General features: G+C 32.6%; 21 protein-coding genes. 16 read left to right on the top strand and 5 right to left on the bottom strand.

Translation table 11 applies throughout. From position 1 onward, the window contains the following. From FF125_RS08745 to FF125_RS08775, 7 genes are all read left to right on the top strand, one after another. Positions 1 to 1,002 carry an AAA family ATPase gene (locus FF125_RS08745; RefSeq protein WP_138949410.1) on the top strand — a complete coding sequence of 334 codons (1,002 nt, stop codon included), beginning with the start codon at positions 1 to 3 and terminating at the stop codon, positions 1,000 to 1,002. A gap of 96 nt (positions 1,003 to 1,098) precedes the next feature. Continuing rightward, positions 1,099 to 1,821 carry a 1-(5-phosphoribosyl)-5-[(5-phosphoribosylamino)methylideneamino]imidazole-4-carboxamide isomerase gene (hisA, locus tag FF125_RS08750; RefSeq protein WP_138949411.1) on the top strand — a complete coding sequence of 241 codons (723 nt, stop codon included), beginning with the start codon at positions 1,099 to 1,101 and terminating at the stop codon, positions 1,819 to 1,821. A 7-nt stretch (positions 1,822 to 1,828) separates the two neighbouring features. Continuing rightward, on the top strand, positions 1,829 to 3,172 hold the full coding sequence (locus FF125_RS08755) for a leucine-rich repeat domain-containing protein (RefSeq protein ID WP_138949412.1): 1,344 nt from the start codon (positions 1,829 to 1,831) through the stop codon (positions 3,170 to 3,172). A gap of 137 nt (positions 3,173 to 3,309) precedes the next feature. Beyond that, positions 3,310 to 4,065: an imidazole glycerol phosphate synthase subunit HisF gene (hisF, locus tag FF125_RS08760; RefSeq protein WP_138949413.1), complete on the top strand. Its 756-nt coding sequence runs from the start codon at positions 3,310 to 3,312 to the stop codon at positions 4,063 to 4,065. Between the two features lie 10 nt (positions 4,066 to 4,075). Further along, entirely contained in the window at positions 4,076 to 4,672 is a 597-nt protein-coding gene (gene hisIE, locus FF125_RS08765; protein WP_138949414.1) for a bifunctional phosphoribosyl-AMP cyclohydrolase/phosphoribosyl-ATP diphosphatase HisIE, read from the top strand. Positions 4,673 to 4,721: 49 nt separating this feature from the next. Continuing rightward, entirely contained in the window at positions 4,722 to 5,843 is a 1,122-nt protein-coding gene (locus tag FF125_RS08770; RefSeq protein ID WP_138949415.1) for a vWA domain-containing protein, read from the top strand. A gap of 8 nt (positions 5,844 to 5,851) precedes the next feature. Then, positions 5,852 to 7,315 carry a magnesium chelatase gene (locus FF125_RS08775; protein WP_138949416.1) on the top strand — a complete coding sequence of 488 codons (1,464 nt, stop codon included), beginning with the start codon at positions 5,852 to 5,854 and terminating at the stop codon, positions 7,313 to 7,315. Positions 7,316 to 7,501: 186 nt separating this feature from the next. Here the strand turns inward: FF125_RS08775 and FF125_RS08780 are convergent, their stop codons facing one another. Continuing rightward, the gene (locus FF125_RS08780) at positions 7,502 to 7,942 is read right to left on the bottom strand and encodes a hypothetical protein (protein WP_138949417.1); all 441 of its coding nucleotides are present in this window, start codon (positions 7,940 to 7,942) and stop codon (positions 7,502 to 7,504) included. A gap of 134 nt (positions 7,943 to 8,076) precedes the next feature. Between FF125_RS08780 and FF125_RS08785 the strand changes: the two genes are divergently transcribed. After that, positions 8,077 to 8,754, top strand: a complete 678-nt coding sequence (locus FF125_RS08785; RefSeq protein WP_138949418.1) for a DUF2461 domain-containing protein — start codon at positions 8,077 to 8,079, stop codon at positions 8,752 to 8,754. Between the two features lie 151 nt (positions 8,755 to 8,905). Here the strand turns inward: FF125_RS08785 and FF125_RS08790 are convergent, their stop codons facing one another. Further along, positions 8,906 to 9,256 carry a GIY-YIG nuclease family protein gene (locus FF125_RS08790; RefSeq protein ID WP_138949419.1) on the bottom strand — a complete coding sequence of 117 codons (351 nt, stop codon included), beginning with the start codon at positions 9,254 to 9,256 and terminating at the stop codon, positions 8,906 to 8,908. A 150-nt stretch (positions 9,257 to 9,406) separates the two neighbouring features. On the opposite strand from FF125_RS08790, the gene FF125_RS08795 reads away from it, so the two are divergent. Together FF125_RS08795 and FF125_RS08800 are read left to right on the top strand one after the other, a co-directional pair. After that, positions 9,407 to 10,054: a SatD family protein gene (locus FF125_RS08795; protein ID WP_138949420.1), complete on the top strand. Its 648-nt coding sequence runs from the start codon at positions 9,407 to 9,409 to the stop codon at positions 10,052 to 10,054. Positions 10,055 to 10,085: 31 nt separating this feature from the next. Continuing rightward, positions 10,086 to 10,811 carry a DUF3307 domain-containing protein gene (locus tag FF125_RS08800; RefSeq protein ID WP_138949421.1) on the top strand — a complete coding sequence of 242 codons (726 nt, stop codon included), beginning with the start codon at positions 10,086 to 10,088 and terminating at the stop codon, positions 10,809 to 10,811. Here FF125_RS08800 and FF125_RS08805 read toward each other — a convergent pair. Further along, complete coding sequence (locus FF125_RS08805) at positions 10,797 to 11,186, bottom strand: glyoxalase (protein ID WP_138949422.1); 390 nt, start codon at positions 11,184 to 11,186, stop codon at positions 10,797 to 10,799. The genes FF125_RS08800 and FF125_RS08805 overlap by 15 nt on opposite strands. A 127-nt stretch (positions 11,187 to 11,313) precedes the next feature. Here FF125_RS08805 and FF125_RS08810 point away from each other — a divergent pair, with 127 nt between their 5' ends. After that, positions 11,314 to 11,706, top strand: a complete 393-nt coding sequence (locus FF125_RS08810; RefSeq protein WP_117880377.1) for an acyl-CoA thioesterase — start codon at positions 11,314 to 11,316, stop codon at positions 11,704 to 11,706. A gap of 2 nt (positions 11,707 to 11,708) precedes the next feature. On the opposite strand, the gene FF125_RS08815 is transcribed toward FF125_RS08810, so the two are convergent. Beyond that, entirely contained in the window at positions 11,709 to 12,971 is a 1,263-nt protein-coding gene (locus FF125_RS08815) for a mechanosensitive ion channel family protein (protein WP_138949423.1), read from the bottom strand. 112 nt (positions 12,972 to 13,083) lie between these two features. Between FF125_RS08815 and FF125_RS08820 the strand changes: the two genes are divergently transcribed. Further along, the gene (locus FF125_RS08820; protein ID WP_138949424.1) at positions 13,084 to 13,494 is read left to right on the top strand and encodes an acyl-CoA thioesterase; all 411 of its coding nucleotides are present in this window, start codon (positions 13,084 to 13,086) and stop codon (positions 13,492 to 13,494) included. A gap of 35 nt (positions 13,495 to 13,529) precedes the next feature. On the opposite strand, the gene FF125_RS08825 is transcribed toward FF125_RS08820, so the two are convergent. Further along, positions 13,530 to 14,888 carry a dipeptidase gene (locus tag FF125_RS08825; RefSeq protein WP_138949425.1) on the bottom strand — a complete coding sequence of 453 codons (1,359 nt, stop codon included), beginning with the start codon at positions 14,886 to 14,888 and terminating at the stop codon, positions 13,530 to 13,532. A gap of 72 nt (positions 14,889 to 14,960) precedes the next feature. On the opposite strand from FF125_RS08825, the gene FF125_RS08830 reads away from it, so the two are divergent. The 4 genes from FF125_RS08830 to FF125_RS08845 all read left to right on the top strand — a co-directional run bounded on the left by FF125_RS08830 (position 14,961) and on the right by FF125_RS08845 (position 19,357). After that, positions 14,961 to 15,644 carry a hypothetical protein gene (locus FF125_RS08830; protein WP_250629717.1) on the top strand — a complete coding sequence of 228 codons (684 nt, stop codon included), beginning with the start codon at positions 14,961 to 14,963 and terminating at the stop codon, positions 15,642 to 15,644. Between the two features lie 131 nt (positions 15,645 to 15,775). Further along, positions 15,776 to 17,173 carry a 3-isopropylmalate dehydratase large subunit gene (gene leuC, locus FF125_RS08835; protein WP_138949426.1) on the top strand — a complete coding sequence of 466 codons (1,398 nt, stop codon included), beginning with the start codon at positions 15,776 to 15,778 and terminating at the stop codon, positions 17,171 to 17,173. Positions 17,174 to 17,218: 45 nt separating this feature from the next. Then, positions 17,219 to 17,815, top strand: coding sequence for a 3-isopropylmalate dehydratase small subunit (gene leuD, locus FF125_RS08840; RefSeq protein WP_138949427.1), 597 nt, complete (start codon positions 17,219 to 17,221; stop codon positions 17,813 to 17,815). 24 nt (positions 17,816 to 17,839) lie between these two features. Then, positions 17,840 to 19,357 (top strand): alpha-isopropylmalate synthase regulatory domain-containing protein, encoded by a 1,518-nt coding sequence (locus FF125_RS08845; RefSeq protein WP_138949428.1) that lies wholly within the window; start codon positions 17,840 to 17,842, stop codon positions 19,355 to 19,357. The last annotated feature ends 93 nt before the right edge of the window (positions 19,358 to 19,450 follow it).

Consider the following 19,450-nt stretch of genomic DNA (forward strand, 5'->3'; position numbering starts at 1 on the left):
ATGGAAAACACGGAACAAACCCCAGAAGAAGGCTTACATTTTAATAGCAGAATAGATTTAAGTAAGTTAAAAATTGCGGTAGAGCAAATAAAAGAACAATTGCATCAAGTAATTGTGGGGCAAGGAGAATTTATGGAATTGCTGTTGGTAGCACTCTTGGCAGATGGACATGTACTGATAGAAGGGGTCCCTGGAGTCGCAAAAACAGTTACGGCTAAGTTATTAGCAAAAACTATTGCTACAGATTTTAATAGAATTCAGTTTACACCCGATTTAATGCCATCAGACGTATTGGGTACGTCAGTATTAAATATGAAAACATCGGATTTTGAGTTTAAAAAAGGACCCATATTTTCTAATCTCGTACTGATAGATGAAATTAATCGTGCCCCTGCGAAGACACAAGCGGCGTTGTTTGAGGTAATGGAAGAACGCCAAATAACAATAGATGGTACTAAGTATTTGATGCCACCACCTTTTATGGTATTGGCCACGCAGAATCCAATAGAGCAAGAAGGTACCTATGCATTACCAGAAGCTCAATTAGACCGTTTTTTATTTAAAATTAATGTAGGTTATCCTAATTTAGAGGAAGAGGTGATGATCATTCAATCACACAATAATCGTAAAGGAGCATCGCCACAATCACAAGTAAAATCAGTACTGTCTGAAAAAGATTTAGCGGAGTATAGAAGTAAGATTTATGAAATTTTAGTAGAAGAAAAGATTATTAAATACATCGCAGAAATCATAATTAAAACAAGAAATCATCCACATTTATACTTAGGAGGTTCGCCAAGAGCAAGTATTGCCGTGTTAATGGCATCTAAAGGTTTTGCAGCCATTAATGGTCGTGATTTTGTAATACCTGAAGATGTGAAAAAAGCCATGACTCCTGTGTTAAGGCATAGAATTATTCTAACTCCAGAACGAGAAATGGAAGGAATGACGACGGATAAAGTAATAGAAATGATAGTTCAATCTGTAGAAGTACCGAGATAGTTTATAATAGCAGAAGTTTAATTGTAAGATTGTCCCCTTGAGGGAACTTTAGAGGTGTATGCCCTATTTAAAATATATTTAATTTAATTAGAAAAAATGAGAATTATTCCCGCCATAGACATCATAGATGGTAAATGTGTACGATTATCGAAAGGTGATTATGCTACAAAAAAAATATATAATGAGAGTCCACTCGAAGTGGCTAAGCAATTTGAAGCACATGGCATCAAACATTTACATCTGGTAGATCTAGATGGGGCAAAAGCAAGTCATATTGTCAATTATAAGGTCTTAGAGAAAATTGCTTCTCAAACAAGTTTACATATTGACTTTGGTGGTGGATTAAAATCGGATGACGATCTTAAAATTGCTTTTGATAGTGGTGCAAATCAAATCACTGGTGGAAGTATTGCTGTAAAAAATCCGGAGACTTTTAAAGGTTGGATTCGTAAATATGGTGCAGATAAAATTATTTTGGGTGCAGATGCCTTAGGTGAAAAAATTGCGATAAGCGGATGGTTAGAAGAATCTGATAAAGAATTGATCCCTTTTGTGCATGGCTATCAAGAAGAAGGAATAAAATATGTTATTTGTACAGATATTAGTAAAGATGGGATGTTAGAAGGTCCGTCATTTGAATTGTATAAACGGCTGTTGTCAGAAGTACCAAAGATTAATTTAATAGCTTCTGGAGGTATTTCAACTTTTGATGAACTTCCGAAGCTAGCCGAGTTAGGATGTGAAGGTACTATTATAGGAAAAGCCATCTATGAAAATAGAATTAGTTTGAAACAATTGGAAGACTTTATATTAAAATAGAGATAGGTTGAAAAAAATAATAATACTTACAGTGTTGCTTTTATTTCAAGCATTCATAACTAATGCTCAGAAAGTAGAAACTGTTGTTGAAGTTTCGGGAATTAGTGAATCTGTTAAAAAAGAAAAAGTAGTATTGCCTTCCGAATTAGAAGATCTTACCATTGAAACATTAAAATTATCATACAGGCATCTTAACAGTTTGCCAGATGGAATTTGGGAACTGAAAAAATTAAAAAAACTAGATGTATCACTTAATAACTTAACTGAAATTTCGGAATCAATTAAAAATTTACAACAATTAGAATTTTTAGATTTACGACATAACACTCTAAAAACATTACCTAAAAGCATTGGTGATTTAAGTGCTCTAAAAGAATTAAATTTAAATTTAAATAGAGGAATAGTATTACCAGAAGCTTTTGGTAATCTATCAAATTTAGAGAAATTAGATTTGGGAAGAATATTTCATAACAAGTTGCCAGCGTCTTTTGTAAAATTACAACATCTTAAGTCTTTAGATTTATCTGAAAATAAACTCACAAGTATACCTGCAACTATAAAGTCCTTACATAGTTTAGAAGAATTATTCTTAGGCTATAATAATCTAAAGACGGTGCCTTATTGGTTGGGAGAAATGAAATCTATAAAAAAGGTGAATTTATGGAACAATCTAATTGAAGAATTACCAGCATCTTTATGTAATTCTAAAACGCTAGAAAAACTGCATATTCCGAATAATAAAATTAAAAAAATAGCTAATAGTATTGGAAAATTAAGCACACTAAAAGAATTAAACCTGAGTGGTAATGAATTAATTACAGTTCCTTTAAGTATGGGTAACCTTATTGCATTAGAAAAGTTAGATTTAGGTCATAATAAGTTAACAAGCCTTCCTGATACAATTTGTAAAATTCCTAATCTAGTAGATTTAAACCTTCGTCGTAATAAATTAACAGCATTACCGGAGGCTATCGATCAATTAAAATTAGAAGGAATTGACCTCGATAATAATTTAATTAAATCATTACCTGAGTCCATCGGAAATGTAAAATGGAAAGAGATAGACCTAAAGAATAATTTACTAGAGCATTTACCAAACTCTATTGGAAATATAACCGTTTTAACAGCCATAAGTTTATCAAATAATAAGCTTGTTGAACTGCCAGAAAGTTTTGGAAAACTAAGCAATTTAAAATATCTAGATTTAGAATCTAATCAACTTACTAAAATGCCTGAGTCTATAGGTAATTTAAAAAAATTAATACGTCTAAATTTAAAGAATAATAATTTTTCAGGAGAAGAACAATTAAGAATTAAAGAAGCTTTGCCTAATTGTAAAATAAATTTTTAGTAATTGAGGTGCACAATCTGAGGAATTGAATAACACAGTGTTGTTTTTTGAAGTTTCAAAGGGTTATTCTAAAACTGGAATTCAGAATATATAATTAATTTAAAAACATTCTCGCTGATGTGAGAGTAAAAGAAATCATGTTAACAAAAAGAATCATACCCTGTTTAGATATCAAGAACGGACGCACTGTGAAGGGTGTAAATTTTGTCGATTTAAGAGATGCTGGTGATCCAGTAGAATTGGCGGCTATTTATGCTGAAAACGGTGCCGATGAATTGGTATTCTTAGATATTTCAGCTACCGAAGAACGTAGAAAAACCTTGGCCGACTTAGTATTACATGTTTCTGAAAAAGTAAACATACCTTTTACCGTTGGTGGTGGAATTTCTTCAGTTGAAGATGTTGATGTATTGTTAAAATGTGGAGCTGATAAAGTATCTATTAACTCATCGGCCGTTAAAAATCCTGATTTAATTAATCAATTATCCGCTAAATTTGGCAGTCAGTGTATTGTAGTTGCCATAGATGCAAAACAAATTGATGGAAAATGGACAGTGCATTTGGTAGGAGGAAAGGTACCTACAGAATTAGATTTGTTTGAATGGGCAAAAGAGGTAGAGCAAAGAGGAGCCGGTGAAATATTATTTACCTCGATGGATCATGATGGTACTAAAAACGGATTTGCAAATAAGGCATTGGCCAAATTATCAACGGAATTAAATATTCCGATAATTGCTTCGGGTGGAGCAGGTACTAATCAACATTTTATTGATACTTTTGTAGATGGAAAATCTGATGCAGCATTAGCAGCAAGTGTTTTTCATTTTAAAGAAATTGAAATTAACGAATTAAAAAAGGAATTGCAATCGCATAATATTCCTGTAAGGTTATAATTAATAGAACATGAAGATCGATTTTAATAAAAATAGTGACGGATTAGTACCCGCAATAATTCAAGATGCATTGACTAAAAATGTATTGATGTTGGGCTATATGAATGCCGAAGCTTATCAACAAACTATTGATAGTAAAAAAGTAACTTTTTTTAGTAGGACTAAAAATAGATTATGGACTAAAGGTGAAGAAAGTGGAAATTTTCTAAATTTAGTGGATATAAAGTTAGACTGCGATAATGATACCTTATTGGTAAGTGTGGCACCAGTTGGGCCTACCTGTCATAAAGGAACGGATACCTGTTGGGGAGAAGATAACAAAACAACTTTCGGATTTTTATCAGAATTAGAATCGGTTATAACTGACAGAAAAGAAAATTCAGATGGAAAGAAAAGCTATGTGGCTTCCCTATTTGAAGATGGTATGAATAAAATAGCTCAAAAAGTTGGTGAGGAGGCTGTAGAAGTTGTTATAGAAGCAAAAGATGACAATGACGATTTGTTTTTAAATGAGTCAGCTGATTTACTTTTTCATTATCTTATACTATTACAAGCGAAAGGATATAAACTAAATGATGTTGTTGAAGTGCTAAAGACACGGCATTAATTAACATTTTGTTAGAGTTATTGTAATATTTTGTTCCTATTTTTATACGATGAATAACATCTTTAAAAAAGGGTTACGTTTCGAAAACTACGAAGCTCCTCATATTTCTCCTTTTGATAAACTCTTTGAAATTTTTAAAGAGTTGATAACGCATACTTCTGGTGATGTTGAAGAAGCCCTAGACTGGCTAGCACAACTTGATAAGGAGTATGATTTGACTACGGCTGAGTATACCCTTGATGATTTTATTGAAGATCTTAAGAAGAAGGGATACCTACGTGATGAAATTGATCCTGAGAAGGGTGGTGGTATGACAATTACTGCGAAAACAGAACGTGCCATTCGGCAAAAAGCATTAGATCAAATTTTTGGTAATTTAAAGAGAAGTCGCTCTGGTAATCACAAGGCAAAAATCATAGGGCAAGGAGACGAACATACGGGTGAGTTCCGTAATTATCGCTATGGAGATGGTCTTGACAATATCTCAATGACGGAAAGTATTAAAAATGCACAAATACATAATGGGATTGGTGAGTTTATACTCAATGAAAATGATTTAGTGGTAGAAGAAACCAATTTTAAGGCTCAGATGAGTACGGTTTTAATGATAGATATAAGTCATAGTATGATTTTATATGGTGAAGATCGTATTACTCCAGCCAAAAAAGTAGCCATGGCATTAGCAGAATTAATTACGACTAGATATCCAAAAGATACCTTAGATATTTTAGTATTTGGTAATGACGCTTGGCCAATAGCTATTAAAGATTTACCCTATTTAAAAGTAGGACCCTATCATACAAATACCGTTGCTGGTCTACAATTGGCAATGGATATGCTCCGGAGAAAGCGGAATACGAATAAACAAATTTTTATGATAACGGATGGTAAGCCAAGTTGTTTGCGAATGCCTGATGGTCAGTATTATAAAAATAGCAATGGTTTAGATCAATTCATCGTAGAGAAATGTTATAATATGGCGAGTCAAGCTCGTAAGTTACACATACCTATTACTACATTTATGATTGCTCAAGATCAATATTTAATGCAGTTTGTACGAGAATTTACTCAGGCAAATCAGGGAAAAGCATTTTATACTGGCCTGCAAGGCTTGGGAGAAATGATTTTTGAGGATTATGAACAAAATAGAAAGAAACGATTAAAAGGATAAAAGACGATATGAAAATTGAAAATATAAAAACATTAGGTGCTTTAAAAAAAGCAGGGTATCAATCAAAGTCTATTAAAGATGAATTGAGAGATAATTTAATCGAAAAAATAAAATTAGAAGAAAATGTATTTGAAGGAGTTTGGGGGTATGAAAATTCAGTAATACCTGAATTAGAAACGGCTATTCTTTCACGTCATAATATCAATTTACTAGGTTTACGTGGACAGGCAAAAACGCGTTTAGCTCGTTTAATGGTTAATTTATTAGATGAATATATTCCCGTTGTAGAAGGTTCTGAAATTAATGATGATCCCTTAAGACCATTATCACGTTACGCTAATGATTTAATTAATGAAAAGCAAGATGATACACCTATTGTATGGCTTCATAGAGATGACCGTTTTTATGAAAAGTTGGCGACACCAGATGTTACGGTAGCAGATTTAATAGGAGATGTTGACCCCATAAAAGCGGCGAACCTAAAATTGAGCTATGCTGATGATCGGGTTATCCATTTCGGAATGATACCGAGAGCCAATCGATCTATTTTTGTAATTAATGAGTTGCCCGATTTACAAGCTCGGATTCAAGTTTCATTATTTAATATTTTACAAGAAGGTGATATCCAAATTAGAGGTTTTAAATTGCGTTTACCTTTAGATTTACAATTCATTTTTACTGCAAATCCTGAAGATTATACCAATAGGGGAAGTATTGTAACGCCGTTAAAAGATAGAATAGGATCTCAAATATTGACTCATTACCCAGAGTCTATCGAAATTGCTCAAAAGATTACCAATCAAGAAGCAAATGCAGACAAGCCACAGTTAGAGAAAATTCATGTGCCAGACATCGCAAAGAAATTGCTAGAACAAATTAGTTTTGAAGCGAGAGAAAGTGAGTATATAGATGCTAAAAGTGGTGTAAGTGCACGTATGAGTATTACTATTTTTGAGAATTTATTAAGTACGGCAGAACGTAGGAGTATACGAACTTCTGATAGTGCTACCTCGGTTCGATTGTTAGATTTTTTAGGCGTTATTCCTGCAATTACTGGTAAAGTAGAGTTGGTATATGAAGGCGAACAAGAAGGAGCTTCATTTGTAGCTAAAACCTTGATTGCTGATGCAATTAAAACATTATTTCCAGATTATTTTCCTGAAATTCAAAAATTGCAACATAAAGAGGAGGTTACGCCCTATGATAAAATTATACAATGGTTTTTCGATGAAAGTAATTTTGAGTTGTTGGATGACATGACCGATGAAATGTATAAAAATGAACTTGATAAAATTAAAGCTTTAGACGTATTGATAGATAAATATCAACCAGAGGTTGCTAAAAACGATCGTTATTTCTTTAAAGAATTTGTTTTATGGGCACTTGTAGAGCATAAAAAATTAAACAAAAGTAGATTTACTAAAGGGTACCGATTTAATGACCTGTACGGAAGTTATATAAATGATTTATAGGTGAAAAGGGCTGTTTAAAAAGTTTACTTTTTTATCCTTTTATCACATCGAGCGGAGTCGAGATACATTGTCATATCGAGCGAAGTCAAGATGCAATTGAACCTCATTAGTTGTCGATCTTGACTCCGCACGAATTAACAATTGAAAAGACTTTTTAAACAGCCTATTTATTATTAGCGAAGTAGTTTAAGAGATCCATCCCTTAGCAATACTCTTTTTAGAAAACCAGAGTAATATTATACCTACAACCAATACCATAATTGGCATAGCAATAGCACCTGGACCATAAACTTCCATGGCATTGCTTATAAATAGGTTGTAAACCATCTGTACTATTATCCCGATTAAGGAAACTAAAAATAGAGGTCTTGCCCATTTTTTTCTAAGTACTAAAGCGAATGCACCTAGAAGTCCACCAAAAACAGCAATGGCAAAGGCTGCTATTACCCAAGAAGGCGTGTTTGCAATCATTGAGAGTTGTTCATCGGTATACATTGCCCTAAAACTTTCGGTGTTATAAGCTTGTTGCAAATACTGTAATACACCCATTCCGTTCCACAAAAGTGCAATTAGACTTGCGATCCAGAACCACATGGGAGGTTTTGTTTTTCTTATTGAATTGGTCATGTTTAATTGGGTTTAGTTAATGTAAATATATTGTTACTGGTTGATAAACAGTCACTAAGGTATGAAAAATAATGATATTTCACACTTTTGATGTAAATTATCTTCCTTATCTTTGAGAAAAATAAAACATATCTATGGCGACCATGATACCTCAAGAGGCATTTACTTTTTTTAAAAAACTAGAAAAGAACAATAATAGAGATTGGTTTAACGAACGTAAACCAGAGTTTAAGCAAATTGAGGCGGAGGTAAAGCAATTCTATAATGAATTGTTGAAAAAAATACAGGAACATGATGAGGTTGATAAATTAAAAATGTTCCGAATTTATAGAGATGTACGTTTCTCAAAGAATAAAGCTCCCTATAAAACCCATTTTGGAGGTTCTTATAACCGAATAAAACCAAAATTACGAGGTGGATATTACTTACAAATTGCTCCAGGAGATTCTTTTATAGCGACTGGTTTTTGGAACCCTGAAAAAGAAGATTTATTGCGAATTCGTAAAGAGTTTGAATTGGATGCTACCGAAATTAATGACATTCTTAATGACAAAAGTTTTAAAAACATTTGGGGAGCTATGGTAGGTGATGCTGTTAAGACCGCTCCAAAAGGTTTTAATAAGGAACATGAGAATATAGAATTAATTCGTAGAAAGCAATTTATGTTCATTAAAAAATATACAGATAAAGAGGTGCTTTCAGCTGATTTTATGGATGAAGTAAATACTGCATTTAAATCCATTCGTCCATATTTTAATTTGATGAGTGATATTTTAACTACTGATTTAAACGGGGTTTCCTTAATTGATTAATTAATATTGTCATTGCGAGGAGCAATATAAAAATATACTCGTTAAATAGAAATGATTATGCGACGTGGCAATCTTTTGAATGTTATTACTGCATATTTTTATGAGTATGGTAGATAAATGATGCTAATCCTCTCAATCAAGTTAGTCTGTCTCAATTATACCAAACGGCATAACACATTCTTCTTAGTTCCAACGCCAATTGTGCTTCCATTTTTAAGGCCTCAGCTCTTGTTTTTATAGGGTTTATATGATTGTATAAACTGGGACGCAAATACATACCATATTTTTCAACAATATTTGAAGATAGTTTATGCCCTTTTTTATTTCTATAGCCAGTTTTGTGTTGTTTGAAACGGTCTTCAGGAGTCTTACTTGTCATACCCACATAAAGACATTGGAGTACGCCATTAAATTGTGGGTTGGCAGCTCTAAACCTTCTATTATCGGTAAAAACACGTTTAGATAGCTCTATCACATATACACTATATTCTGTTTTAGCCATGTTTCAAATTATTACGCAATATACTTTAAATCTTAAAAACAGCAATTAATTATTATTAGTCTATAGGCTAATATTATATCATTATTAGTCTGTAGGCTAATATTTAGTCATTATTAGCCTGTGGGCTAATATTTTTTATATATTTGTAGTATGAAAACCGTAATTACAGGAGACTTAATAGACTCTACCAACTATCCACCACAGCATTTAGATGCGATACTTAATGTGGTAAATACAGAATTTGAATACTTTAGAACTGCCTATGATGCGGATTTTAAAATATTCAGAGGCGATAGTTTTCAGGGCGTTGTGTTAGATTCTTCACGAGCTTTAGAAGTGGTGCTTACGGTAAAGACAGCCGTTAATAAAATTCCAACAAAAAATAAGAAAATAAGTGGATTAACAGATTTTAGAATTGCTATAGGTATTGGTAATATTAATTTAAAAAGAGAATCAATTTTAGAATCTAATGGCGAAGCGTTCCATTTTTCAGGAAGAACATTAGATAGTATGAAAGGAGATTATCCACGTTTACTATTAAAAACGGCTGATGAAAATTTAAACGATGAGTTTAATGTGCATTTCGCTTTGTTAGATAGTGTTACTAGTAAATGGAGTGTTGCATCTGCTGAGGTGGCTTATTATTTACTAAAAGGTAAAAAAGAAACGGAGGTAGCAGAAATACTAGGTATAAATCAATCTGCGGTTAATCATCGGAAAAAAGCAGCCAATTGGGATGCTGTAGCCCTATTATTACAACGTTATAAGTCTGCCATTGGTAACTATACGAACACTTAAAATGATTATTAGAAAAAAATAGAATAACTATATGGACAACATTCTTATCATATTGCAATTGTTATTAGCTCATGTCTTGACCGATTTTGTATTTCAAAATACTAAAATGGTGAAGCACAAACGCAATTATAAGGGCAAGTCATGGTATTTATATGCTCATAGTTTATTGGCGGGTGTATTAACCTATATAATTTTACAAGATTGGAATCAGTTGTTAATTCCAATAGTTATCGTGATCACACATTTTTTTATTGACCTATGGAAGTTACATCAAAAGAAGGATAATTTAAAGTACTTTATAATTGATCAAATTTTACATTTAATTATACTTGTTATCGCCTGGTTATACTTAATTAATGGATTTTCAGAAGTATTGCCTGCAATAGCTACATTTTTTACTTCAACACAAGCCTTAGCCATTTTCACAGGATATTTAATTGTGATATTTCCTGTGGGTTTCATTATTGGTAAAGCAACGGAGCGTTGGCAAAAGGAAATATCAAACGAAGAAGCACAAAGTAGCTTGAATAAAGCCGGGCGTTATATCGGAATTTTTGAACGTATATTGGTATTGACCTTTATTTTAATTAATAATTTTGCCGCAATAGGGTTCTTGATAGGAGCGAAGTCCATATTAAGGTTTAGTGATACAAAAGGGGCAAGAAAACAAACGGAATATGTATTAATAGGTACCTTAATGAGTTTTGCCATTTGTATTATCATAGGGTTGGCAATACGCTATTTAGTTTTCAAATAGTTGTAATTGATCTTTCAACCTTTCACTAATCATTTGCATCATTCTTTTACTAATTTCTGATGAATTTTCCGAGTAATATTGATATTCATCTAAGGTAAACATTCCTGTAACTAAACCCTTTAGGGAATTTCTGAATTTTGCGTCTTTCTGTACTGCATTGTCTATATAATTCATTTTCCCTTCAATAGGTAACTCATAAAAGGCATTTTTATAGCGTTTTATATATGCTTTAAAAATGGCTATTAAGAGCTCATTCTGAAATTTTAATATGGGTCTAAGTGTAGTGTTTTGAAATTTTTCTATTTCAGAAATAGCTTCGACTTTATAATTTATGATGGGTCTGATACTTAATAAGTGTTCTTTTCTAGAATTCATGATGCATAAGTTTTATTTAAAAATAAGGATTATGTATATTTGATAGAGCATATAGAAGAATAGTTCTCCACGTATTATCAACCAAAAGGAACACGTTTAAAAGTAATTCTATCGTAATTTAATGCATATGAAATTTCACACTAGAAAATGGGTAAAACCTGAAGATTTAAACCCTAATGGAACCTTGTTTGGAGGAAGGCTATTGTCTTGGATAGATGAAGAAGCAGCCTTGTTTACAATTATTCAATTAGAGAATACAAAAGTAGTAACCAAACGCATATCTCAAGTAGACTTTAAAAATTCAGCCAGAGAAGGCGATATTATAGAGATAGGTATAGAAGTAGTTAAATTTGGCATGGCATCTTTAACCTTGGCATGTGAGGTTAGAAACAAAATGACACAAGAAACTATTTTAACGATCTCTAGTATTGTGATGGCAAATCTTGATGATAAGGGGAAGCCAAAAGCACATGGTAAAACAGAGATGGAATATGTTACGGATCGATTAAAAAACAAGTAACCTTACTTAAATTTCGAACTCAATTCTTGAAAATCTTTAGAGCTAGGTTCTTGAAATAATTCTAAATCAAAATGGGAAACAGTAGCAATCAAGTGTTCAAAAATATCTGCCATAATATGTTCATAGTTGATCCATCTTTTATCCTTTGAAAAAGTATAAATTTCTAAAGGAACCCCTTTTGAAGTAGGCTCGAGATGACGCGTCATAATCATCATATCTTTATTGATTGCAGAATGCTCATTTAAATATAAATCGCAATACTTTCTAAATAACCCAAGATTGGTTTGATTTCTGCCATTAACAATGACCGATCTGTCTGAATTATGTTCTGTATTGTATTTATCAATATCAGATTGTCTGTGAGCTATATAATCGGTAAGAATTTGAATTTTTGAAAACTTTTTCAGATCCTTATCTGTTAAAAATTTAATACTATTTGTTTTAATAATAAAAGCCCTTTTAATTCTTCTACCACCACTTTCTTGCATTCCTCTCCAGTTTTTAAAGGAATCAGAGATTAAAGCATAAGTTGGTATTGTAGTAATTGTTAAATCCCAGTTAGACACTTTTACTGTAGCTAAATTTATTTCAACAACATCTCCATCGGCACCATAATTATCCATGGTTATCCAATCGCCAATACGAACCATATCGTTGATAGAAACTTGTATACTTGCTACAAAACCTAATATAGTATCTCTAAAAATCAGTAACAAAATTGCAGAGGCTGCACCAAAAGTAGCTAAGAATTTAAGGATACTTTGACCTGTAATTTCAGAAAAAATAAATATGGCTCCTACAAACCATAAAAATATTACGATTACTTGAGCGTAACTGTCTAAGGGTTTATCTTTAAAATAGTCCTTTTGCTTTAAATATTCTTTTGTAGTTCTTAAAAGACTTCTAAAAATCCAAACCATTAAAATTATGAGATATACATCTGTAGCTTTAATAAAAAAGTTTTTCCATATTTCAAAGTCAGTTAAAACATAAGGAATTAATTTTCTTAGAATAATAAATGGAATAATATGAGCTATATATTTTGGAAAATTACTTTGAACCAAGTAGTCATCATAAGTAGTTTTAGTTTTAATGGTGAAAACTTTGAAGGCCCTTATGATTATTCTTTTAAGAATAAAATCAATCAATAAGAGTACAACGATTAAAATAATCAAATTTATCAAAAGGTTTAAGTATAAGGCTACATCTTCAGATACATTATTGGTTATTAAAATATTATAAAACCATTTAAAATAATTGCTCATTACAGAAGGTATTTTGTGGAGTTCAAACTAAAAAGACAAAGCTAAAGAAAATGAAGGAACTATATACGGTTATCTATTTATATTGTATTTTAGTATTCATAATTATAATATCATGATTGATAAAGTTCCGGAAAACAAAGTGTCATTTAAATATTCGTTTAAAGTTACCTTAAATGATATAGATGGATTAGGGCATGTAAATAATGTAGCTTATTTAGCTTGGACGCAAATGGTTGCTAATATGCATTGGGAAAAACTAGCGTCAGATGAACTAAAGAAAAACGTTCAATGGTTTGTGCTTCGGCATGAAGTTGATTATGTGCAGCAAGCCTTTAACAATGACACCATTACTATTTATACTTGGATTGAAGATGTAAAAGGGGCAAGGTCAAATCGGGTTTTTCGAATTTATCGTGAAGACGAGCTTTTAGTGAAGTGTAAAACTACATGGTGTTTGATAGATGCCAAAACTTTAAAACCAAAACGAATTGATAATGAATTAGCGGATTTATTTATCGTTTAAAGACGTAATAGGATACGTCTTTAAACGATATGTATTTAGGCTACTTTTTGTAATTCTGCAGCCACTTTTTGTACATCATCTAATACCCTTAATAAATTACCACTCCATAATTTACTAATCTGATCTTCGGTATAACCACGTTTAACCAACTCGAGTGTTACATTAAAAGTTTCAGAAGCATCTGACCATCCTTCAATACCACCACCACCATCAAAATCAGAAGAAATTCCTACATGGTCAATACCAATCAAATCTACCAAATAATCGATGTGATCTACAAAATCAGAAACATCAACAGCACCTGGTGCATCTTTAATAGTTTTCATTTTACGATTAACAACAGATCTAGCTTTCATATAATTTGCATAATAAGCATCTCTGTCAGCTTCAGCCAGTTTTCTAGCTACACTTCTTTCTAAATACTTTACACCCATGGAATCTAATACCTTTTTGTAGATAGATTTTTCAAAAGCATTTCTTTTATTTTGTTTCTTGGTATTTACATACGATTTAAAGGCTACCGTTTGCACTACGCCATTCTTTTCTTTAATTAATTGCAATACTTCGTCATTTAAGTTTCTGCTATGGTCGCATAAAGCTCTTGCGGCTGAATGTGAGGCTATAACTGGAGCTTTAGATAATGCAATAGCTTGTTTATTAGCTTCAATAGATGGGTGAGATAAGTCTACCATAATTCCATATTTATTCATTTCAGCAATAACTTCTTTTCCCAAATCACTTAAACCTTTATGTAACCATACATTATCCTTTTCACCTGTATTTGAATCAGCCAATTGGCTATGTCCATTATGAGCTAAGGACATGTATCTGGCTCCTAGGTCATAAAACTTCTTTACATTAGAAATATCTGTTCCAATTGGATATCCATTTTCTACACCAATCATAGCCACTTTTTTTCCAGCTGCGTTTATTCTTCTAACGTCATCAGAAGTTAATGCTAATTCAATTTTATCTGGTGCAATTTCTTCAGTCAATCTATGAATAGCTTCAAATTTAGCCATTGCATTTGCATAGGCTTTTTTATAACCTGCTTTATTCAAATTACCTTGACCGGTGTAAACTATAAACCATGCCACATCAAGTCCACCTTCTTCCATTTTAGGCAAGTTAACTTGGTTTTCTAAACGTTGTGTGTAATTTTTTTCTTTAAGGAAATTAGCTACATTAATATCATCATGGGTATCTAATGTAATAACGCGTTCGTGAATTTCTTTGGCGTAAGCTACTGTATCTACTATTTTAGTTTCAACAATTTCAGTTTTAATGTCAGTAGAATCTGAAATGATTTTTGAGGTTTCGGAAGTATCTGATTTTTTATTTGTGTTACAAGAAGTTAAAAAGACAATTGTAATTAAAAACAATGTAGTTCTCATGTATTTAAATTTAAGGTTGGTTAAGGTGTAAAATATGTATAATTATTTATATTTGAATCAAATATATCAATTATGAAACTATCTAAAAGCATTTTACCAATTATTTTATTAATGATTTTTTATATTTCTTGTGAAAAACCTAAAGAAAACGCACAAAAGGTAGAAGAAAATGAAAAATTAGAGCAAAAGGTCGAAAAAACAGAAGAAAATGTAATTGTTCCAAATCAAAAGTTGACGAAAGAGCATCAAATTGCTTCAGCTGTTTTAGCAGCTCCAGAAGAAACAAGAGCAGGGGCAAAGGTATATGGGTATGATGATGATGGAAATTTTACCACTTTAAGAGAAGGTACAAATGCCATGATTTGTATTGCTGACAATCCCAATAAAAAGGGATTTCAAGTAGTGGCATATCATAAAGATCTAGAACCATTTATGGCAAGAGGCAGAGCATTAAAAGCGGAAGGAAAGAAAACACAAGAATTAAGGGCAATACGAGAACAAGAAGGTAAGGATGGTAAATTAAAATTGCCTAAAAACCCATCAACATTACACGTTTTGCAAGGGGAGAAAGGTGGTTTTGATGTTCAAAGTGCAACGAATGTAAATACGCATTATAGATATGTTGTTTATATGCCCTTTGCGACTCAAGAAAGTACAGGTTTGTCATTAAAACCAAACGCTCCGGGTCATCCTTGGTTAATGTTTCCAGGTACTGCTGGTGCACATATTATGATTACACCACCGACTGAAAAATAGGAATAATAGTAAACTTTGAAACTCGAAATAAGGTGTTGAACATCGTAATCTCTAATTAAGTTATTTTATAGATATTTTATAAAATTTTATATTCGCAAGATTATTAAAATATCAAAAAAATTAGATTGATTATGAGTAATACTTTATTTGACAAAGTTTGGGATGCCCATGTAGTACGTAAAATTGAAGGAGGACCAGATGTTTTTTTTATCGACAGACATTTAATACATGAGGTTACAAGTCCTGTTGCTTTCTTGGGGTTAAAAACGAGAGGCATTCAAGTTATGGAGCCAAAGCGAACTTTTGCTACAGCTGACCATAATACACCAACTATAAATCAACATTTACCTGTTGAAGATCCGCTTTCTGCTAATCAGTTAAAAGCATTAGAAGAAAATTCTAAAGAGCACGGTATTCTTCATTGGGGCTTAGGTCATGAAAATAATGGAATTGTTCATGTTGTAGGTCCAGAAAATGGAATTACGTTACCAGGAGCAACTATAGTTTGTGGAGATTCACATACATCAACACATGGTGCTTTTGGTGCCATTGCATTTGGTATTGGTACGTCAGAGGTGGAAATGGTACTTTCTACGCAATGTATTATGCAGCCTAAGCCTAAAAAAATGAGAATTAATATCGTTGGGAAACTGAATAAAGCAGTTACACCTAAAGATGTTGCATTATATATTATTTCACAATTATCAACTTCAGGTGCCACAGGTTATTTTGTAGAATATGCAGGTGATGTATTTGAGGAAATGTCTATGGAAGGTAGAATGACCGTTTGTAACCTAAGTATAGAAATGGGAGCTAGAGGTGGCATGATTGCCCCTGATGAAAAAACATTCGATTATATAAAAGGTAGAAAGTTTACACCAAAAGGAGCAGATTGGGATAAGGCTATGGAGTATTGGAAAACGTTGAAAACAGATGCTGATGCTACTTTCGATAAAGAATATACATTTGATGCTTCAGATATAGAACCCATGATTACTTATGGGACCAATCCAGGAATGGGTATGGGTATTTCTAATCAAATTCCACAATCAGATACCGTAAAAGATGGAAAAGCTACTTATGAGAAATCATTGAGCTATATGGGATATGAACAAGGAGAATCTATGATTGGTAAAACTATAGATTTTGTTTTTGTGGGTAGTTGTACTAATGGTAGAATAGAAGATTTTAGATCTTTTGCATCTATTGTTAAAGGAAGAAAAAAAGCTGACAATGTTACCGCTTGGTTAGTACCAGGTTCACATAAAGTTGAAGCTCAAATTAAAGAAGAAGGTATTTTAGATATTTTAACAGATGCAGGTTTCGCATTAAGAGAGCCTGGATGTTCAGCTTGTTTAGCAATGAATGATGATAAGGTACCAGCAGGGAAATATGCAGTAAGTACTTCTAATAGAAATTTTGAAGGTCGTCAAGGACCCGGTTCTCGTACATTATTAGCAAGTCCTTTAGTGGCAGCAGCGGCAGCAGTAACTGGAAAAGTAACTGATCCACGTGAATTGATGGCGTAAGCATCTACCAAATAACAATAAGTATAATAATAGAATAACCATACAATGGCATACGATAAATTTAATATTTTACAAACATCAGCATACCCACTTTCAATAGAAAATGTGGATACCGATCAAATCATTCCTGCTCGTTTTTTAAAGGCTACAGAAAGAAAAGGTTTTGGAGATAATCTTTTTAGAGATTGGAGATACAATGCAGATGATAGTCCGAAAGTTGATTTTCCTTTAAACGATCCAAAATACAGTGGTAAAATTTTAGTTGGAGGAAGAAATTTTGGATCAGGATCTTCACGAGAGCATGCAGCTTGGGCAGTATATGACTTTGGATTCAGATGTGTAATCTCTAGTTTTTTTGCAGATATCTTTAGAGGGAATTGTTTGAATATTGGTGTTTTACCAGTTCAGGTAAGCGAAGAATTTTTACAAGAGATTTTTGGAGCAATTGAAGCAAATCCGGACACGGAAATCAAAGTAGATTTACAAAATCAGACCGTTACACTTTTAAGTTCAGGTACCTCAGAATCGTTTGAAATTAACTCCTATAAAAAGGAAAACATGCTCAATGGTTTTGATGATATAGACTATTTACAAAATATAAAGGGAGAGATTCAAGAGTTTGTAAAAACACGTCCTTTTTAATATAATTTTCTACAGCAGACCTATATGACCAAGCGTAAAATTGAAATCATGGACACCACCTTACGAGATGGTGAACAAACTAGTGGTGTTTCATTTTCTTCATCAGAAAAGTTGACCATTGCTCAATTATTATTAGAAGAACTAAAGGTTGATCGAATTGAAGTTGCTTCAACGCGAGTTTCTGAAGGTGAATTTAATGCGGTTAAAAGCATAACGGAATGGGCTAAAGAAAAAGGTTATTTAGATAAAATAGAGGTTTTATCTTTTGTAGATAATGGATTGTCCATTGAGTGGATGAAGAATACAGGAGCCAAAGTTCAGAACTTACTGACCAAAGGCTCCTTAAATCATTTAAAATATCAGCTTAAAAAGACACCCGAACAACACTTTTCAGAAATAAAAAAAGTTATTGAACTTGCTGTAGCCGCTTCAATTAAAACCAATGTTTATTTAGAAGATTGGAGTAATGGAATGCGTAATTCAGAGGCATATGTCTATGAATATTTAGATTTTTTAGAAACGCAACCTGTAGAACGTATTTTATTACCAGATACTTTGGGGGTATTATCTCCAGAAGAAAGTTTTAAATATCTCTCAGCCATTCGTGCTAAATATCCTAACATGCATATTGATTTCCATGCTCATAATGATTATGATTTGGGCGTTGCAAATGCCTTAGAAGGGGTAAAGGCAGGTGTAAACGGTTTGCATCTTACGGTTAATGGAATGGGTGAGCGAGCGGGTAATGCTCCATTGGCAAGTGTTGTTGCTGTAATAAATGACTTTTTACCTGATGTTGAAATTGGTGTCAATGAAAAAGCTTTATATACGGTAAGTAAATTGGTAGAGACGTTCTCTGGTTTTAGAATACCGGTTAATAAACCTGTTTTAGGAGATAATGTTTTTACACAAACTGCTGGTATTCACGCGGATGGTGATAGCAAAAAGAATCTTTACTTTAACGATTTATTGCCGGAGAGGTTTGGTAGAAAACGTAAATATGCCTTAGGAAAAACATCTGGAAAAGCCAATATTCAAAAAAATTTACAAGAGCTAGGTTTACAATTGAATGATGAAGATGTTTTAAAAGTAACGCAGCGTATTATTGAATTGGGTGATAAGAAAGAAGTCGTTACCAAAGAAGATTTACCTTATATAATATCTGATGTGTTGGATAGTAATGTTTATGAAGAACGCATTACAATAGAATCTTACGTGTTAACACATGCTAAGGGCCTAAAGCCATCAACAACCGTTTCTGTTAAAATTGATGGCGTCTTAATTGAAGAGCATTGTCAAGGTGATGGTCAGTTTGATGCGTTTATGAATGCATTGGGTAAGGTTTATAAAAGTAAAGGGTTAATGTTACCTAAACTTACCGATTACGCCGTTAGAATTCCACCAGGATCAAGCTCTGATGCACTTTGTGAAACTGTTATTACTTGGAAAACTGCTGATAAAACTTTTAAAACAAGAGGGTTAGATTCTGATCAAACTGTCTCAGCCATAAAAGCTACGCAAAAGATGTTGAATATAATTTAACCTTAGTAAAGTTAAATTTATAGTCGAATATTCCCTTTTTTTGATTAAATTACTACCTTAATTTTGGACTTAAATCTATGGTAGCTATAAATA

Source organism: Aureibaculum algae, assembly GCF_006065315.1.
Classification (GTDB): domain Bacteria; phylum Bacteroidota; class Bacteroidia; order Flavobacteriales; family Flavobacteriaceae; genus Aureibaculum; species Aureibaculum algae.